Source organism: Brevundimonas sp. (assembly GCF_052436175.1).
In the GTDB taxonomy this organism is placed as follows: domain Bacteria; phylum Pseudomonadota; class Alphaproteobacteria; order Caulobacterales; family Caulobacteraceae; genus Brevundimonas.
The window spans coordinates 1-4465 of record NZ_JBQVNM010000107.1 but is presented as its reverse complement, the minus strand read 5'-3'; the positions used below and the strand labels follow the sequence as shown (position 1 = coordinate 4465).

The window sequence follows — 4465 nt, the reverse complement described above, 5'->3', positions numbered from 1 at the left end:
ACCCGGACGCCGGCGCGGCCGACGCCCCCACGGCCCACGCCCCCGTCGCCCGCGCCCAAGCGCAACACCCCCGCCCTGGACCTCGACGCCCTGGCCGGACCGCCCCGCGCCCGCCCCAACCCCGGCCGTCCTTCGACGGGTCAGCAGGGCGCGGGTCAGGCGTCACAGGCGACCGGGCCGCAGCTCGGCGCTCTCGCGCGTCAGGTGACGCCGAACTGGAATGTCCGCGTGGTCTGCGACCTGCCCGGCGGGGACGAGATCGTGCTCCGGGTGCGGGTGCGTCTGGGGGCCGACGGCCGCATCCAGGGCAGTCCCCAGGTCGAGGGCGGACGCAGCGACGCCACCTGGCGGGCGGCGTCCGACGGCATTCTTCAGGCCCTGCGCGCCACCTCCCCCTTCGACGTGCCCGAGGGGTTCGCCGCCCAGGAGGTTCCATTCCGCTTCGAGACCGCGCGCCAGTGCGCCGGGCGCTGATGCCGCGCCCGCATCTGAAGACTTGGACAGAAACCGGTCCGCAATCTCGCCCCATTCGCCCGCAAGCTGGCCATGGGAAACGCGCCCGCGTTACATCATCGCGCCGTCACCTTCGTCGAGGAAGCTATACATGCGTCTGAATCTTCTCCTGGCTTCCGTCGCCGCCCTGGCGATCGCGGCCCCGATGACGGTCCAGGCCCAGGCCGCCCAACCCGCTGGCGCCCAAACCCCGGCGACCCCGCCGCCGGTTCAGGATGTTGTGGTGGACGAAGGCGTCCTGCGCCCCTTCCAGATCGCTATCGCCCCCTTCGGCGGCCCGGGCGGCTCACAGATCACCAGCGTCCTGACCTCCGACCTGACCCGCTCCGGCTATTTCGAGCCGATCAATCCGTCCAGCTTCATCGAGACCGGCCTGACCCTGGCCAATGCGCCCAACTTCCCCCAGTGGACCCAGATCGGCGCCCAGGCGGTGCTCTACGGGGCGGTGACGCCGCGTCCCGACGGCCGCAACGACGTGGGCTTCCGTCTCTACGACCCCTACCGCCAGTGCCAGCTGGTCTCCTACCAGTTCACCGCCACGCCGGAGCAGTCGCGCCGCATCGCGCACAAGATCGCCGACGTCGTCTATCAGCGGATGACCGGCGAGAGCGGCTTCTTCGACACCCGCATCCTCTATGTGGCCGAAAGCGGCACCGAGCTGAACCGGCTCAGCCGCCTCGCGGTCGTCGATCAGGACGGCTACAATCCCGTCTTCCTGACCGACGGGTCCGAGATCATCCTCACGCCCCGCTTCTCGTCCAGCCCGGACGAGATCGTCTACATGGCGCTGGGCAAGGACTACAGCCGCATCTACCTCTACAACCTGTCGACCGGCCGGCGCGAAAGCCTGGGCCAGTTCGACGGTCAGGCCGTGGCGCCGAGATACTCCGCCGACGGATCGAAGGTCGCCTTCTCCATCATCCGCAACGGCAACGCCGACGTCTATGTGATGAACCTCACGACGCGCCAGCTCTCGCGCCTGACCTCCGACCCCGGCATCGACACCTCGCCGTCGTTCAGCCCCGACGGCCGCCAGATCGTGTTCAACTCCGACCGGTCGGGCACGCCGCGCCTCTATGTCATGAATGCCGACGGCTCGGGCCAGCGCCCGATCTCGCGCGGCGGCGGCAGCTATACGGCCCCCGCCTGGTCGCCGCGCGGCGACATGATCGCCTTCACCAAATCCTCCGGCGGACGCTTCTCCATCGGGGTGATGAACGCCGACGGCTCGGGCGAGCGCCAGTTGTCCTCCTCCTATTTCGAGGAAGGCCCCTCCTGGGCGCCCAACGGCCGCTATCTGATGTTCGCGCGCCAGACGCGGGGCGGATCGACCAATCTGTGGATGGTGGACCTGTCCGGCCGGGTCATCGCCCAGTCGGCCTATCAGGGACGCGGCTCCGACCCGGCCTGGTCGCCCCTGCTGGACGCCCCGCCCGCCAACCTCGGCCTCAACCAGGGGGCGGACAGCTGCCCGTCCTGAGCCGAATCGATCACACCGGGAGCCGAACGGCTCACCTGTGCGTTATCGGCGGACAAGCGCCACCATTTCGCCACCCGCCCCGTCAAGGCTAAGCTTTCAAAGGCCGTAAGCCGTTACACGCGACGGCGGGGGACACGACAGGAGACGACCTCGATGACCAACACCACCCTGATCAAACTGGCCGCCGTGGGCCTCGTCGCCGCCTCGATGGCCGCCTGCACCCCCAAACGGGCGGTGGAGCCGGCGGTGCCCAACACCCCGACCGCCCCCCCGACCGGCCCGGTCTATCCCGGCCCCGACAGCGGCGGCGTGACCGGCGCCCCGGCCGGCGCTGTGCGCCCGGGTTCGGAACAGGACTTCGTCGTCAACGTCGGCGACCGGGTCTATTTCGACCTCGATTCCTATCAGGTGAACCCGGAGGCCTATCCGCGTCTGGACGCCCAGGCCGCCTGGCTGGCCCGCTATCCCCAGATCATGGTCCGCATCGAGGGCAACGCCGATGAGCGCGGCACCCGCGAGTACAACCTCGCCCTGGGCGCCCGCCGTGCCGAATCGATCCGCACCTATCTGATCAACAAGGGCGTGCCCGCCGGCCGCATCGACACCATCAGCTACGGCAAGGAGCGTCCGATCGCCGAGGGTTCGACCGAGGACGCCTGGGCCCGCAACCGCAACGGCCACACCGCCATCGTCTCTGGCGCCTACTAAAGCCCCGACGAACCAAAACCTGAAGGCGCCGGATCGCGAGGTCCGGCGCCTTTTGCGTTCCAACGGCTTGAACCCCGTCGTCAGGGCGGGCAGGTTCCCGCTCTCTCGGGGGAGCAGGGCGTATGGATATCGAAGGCGCGGGCGGAGCGGTGACCGGCGGACTGGTCGCCGCCGCCGTGGAGAAGCCGACAGGCCATTCAGGCGAGGCCCATGTGGGCGTCTGCTCCGACTGCGGAGCGGAGACCAGCGGGAACTTCTGCGCCCACTGCGGCCAGCCCACCCATGTCCACCGCACCCTCCTGCATCTGGGCGAAGAAGTGCTGCACGGCGTCATGCATTTCGACGCCCGCATCTGTCGCACCCTGCCGCTTCTGGCCTTCAACCCCGGACGGCTGACGCGCGAATGGGTTCAGGGCCGGCGCACCCGCTATGTTTCGCCCCTGGCGATGTTCCTCTTCACCATCTTCGTGATGTTCTTCGCCCTCAGCTTCATGCCGCACCCGGAGGCCCGGATCGAGCCGCTTCCGCAGCGGATCGCCGCCCAGCGCGCGGCCGTGATCGAGGCCGACAAGGCGGTGGCGACGGCCAGGGCCGAACTCGAAACCGCCGGCGACGCGCCGGGCGAGAGCGGCGTCGCCTCGGGCATGCTGGCGGCGGCCGAAGGGGCCCTTCTGGTCCAGAAGTCCAACCTGGCCAAGCTCGAGAAGGAGGCCGTCGAGGGCCGCAAGGACGGGCTGCAGTCCGGCAGCTGGCAGGCCGCCCTGGCCGACATGAACCTGCAACCGACCGAGGGCGACAAGGCCAGCGGCATGACCACCACGGTCCTCAAGAAGCTCAAGAACCCGGACCTGGCCGTCTACAAGCTGCAGCAGACGATGTACAAGTTCGCCTTCCTGCTGGTGCCTTTCTCCATCCCCTTCATGGCATTGCTGTTCCTGTGGAAGCGCGGCTTCACCCTCTATGACCACGGGGTGTTTGTCCTCTACTCCCTGACCTTCATGGCGCTGCTGCTGATGGTCATCGTCCTGGCCTTCACGCTGAACCAGAGCGTCGGCGGGATGGCCTTGGCCATCGCGTCCCTGGCCATACCGGTCCACGTCTTCGCCCAGTTGAAGGGGGCCTACAGTCTCAGGATCTTCTCGGCCCTGTGGCGGACGGTCTTCCTGCTGACCTTCTGCAACATCGTGGTGGCCCTCTTCATCGTCGCCATCGTCTATCTCGGCCTCGGTCACTGAGGCGGGATGCGGCCCGCCCGCCTTGCGGCGGCCCCAAATCGGTGAAAGCTAGACGACCATGAAGATCAAGCGCCCCCACCTCTCGCCTCTCGCCCGCAACATCCTTCTGGGCGGCGTCGCCGTCAGCCTGCTGGCCGGGGTCGCCGTGTCCCAGGTCGCCCCCCTGCCCGCCGTGGAGTGGGACGTGCGCCGCCTCGACACCCTGGACCGTAACGTGCGGCGCCTCGAACGCGCCCTGACCCAGAGAAACGCGGTCGGCCAACCCGTGCTGGTCGAGCCCGATCCCGAGGTGATCCAGCTCCAGAGCCAGGTCGCCGCGGTTGATCGCCGCATCGCAGATCTGGAACAGACCGTCCAGCGGATGAACGCCGACAACGAGCGCCTGACCTTCCAGCTCGACGAGCGCGGCCGCGAGACCGAGACCCTGCGCACCGGCCTGACCCGCGCCGAGACCCGGATCAAGTCGCTCGAGGACGCCGCCGCCGCCCAGGCCGCCGCCGCCGCCGCAGCGGCCGCCGCTCAGCAGGCC

3 protein-coding genes and 2 pseudogenes are annotated in these 4465 nt (G+C 69.1%); all 5 read left to right on the top strand.

Features of this window, described 5'->3' with window-relative positions; all coding sequences use genetic code 11:
• Window positions 1-474, top strand: a pseudogene (locus ACT6QK_RS14805) (hypothetical protein); the annotation flags it as partial.
• A 130-nt stretch (window positions 475-604) separates the two neighbouring features.
• A complete protein-coding gene (tolB, locus tag ACT6QK_RS14800; RefSeq protein WP_444598587.1) occupies window positions 605-1993 on the top strand; it encodes a Tol-Pal system beta propeller repeat protein TolB in 1389 nt (462 codons plus the stop codon).
• A 153-nt stretch (window positions 1994-2146) separates the two neighbouring features.
• On the top strand, window positions 2147-2701 hold the full coding sequence (pal, locus tag ACT6QK_RS14795; protein ID WP_444598586.1) for a peptidoglycan-associated lipoprotein Pal: 555 nt from the start codon (window positions 2147-2149) through the stop codon (window positions 2699-2701).
• A 122-nt stretch (window positions 2702-2823) separates the two neighbouring features.
• Window positions 2824-3936 carry a DUF3667 domain-containing protein gene (locus ACT6QK_RS14790; RefSeq protein WP_444598585.1) on the top strand — a complete coding sequence of 371 codons (1113 nt, stop codon included), beginning with the start codon at window positions 2824-2826 and terminating at the stop codon, window positions 3934-3936.
• Between the two features lie 58 nt (window positions 3937-3994).
• Window positions 3995-4465 (top strand): annotated as a pseudogene (locus ACT6QK_RS14785) (tol-pal system protein); the annotation flags it as partial.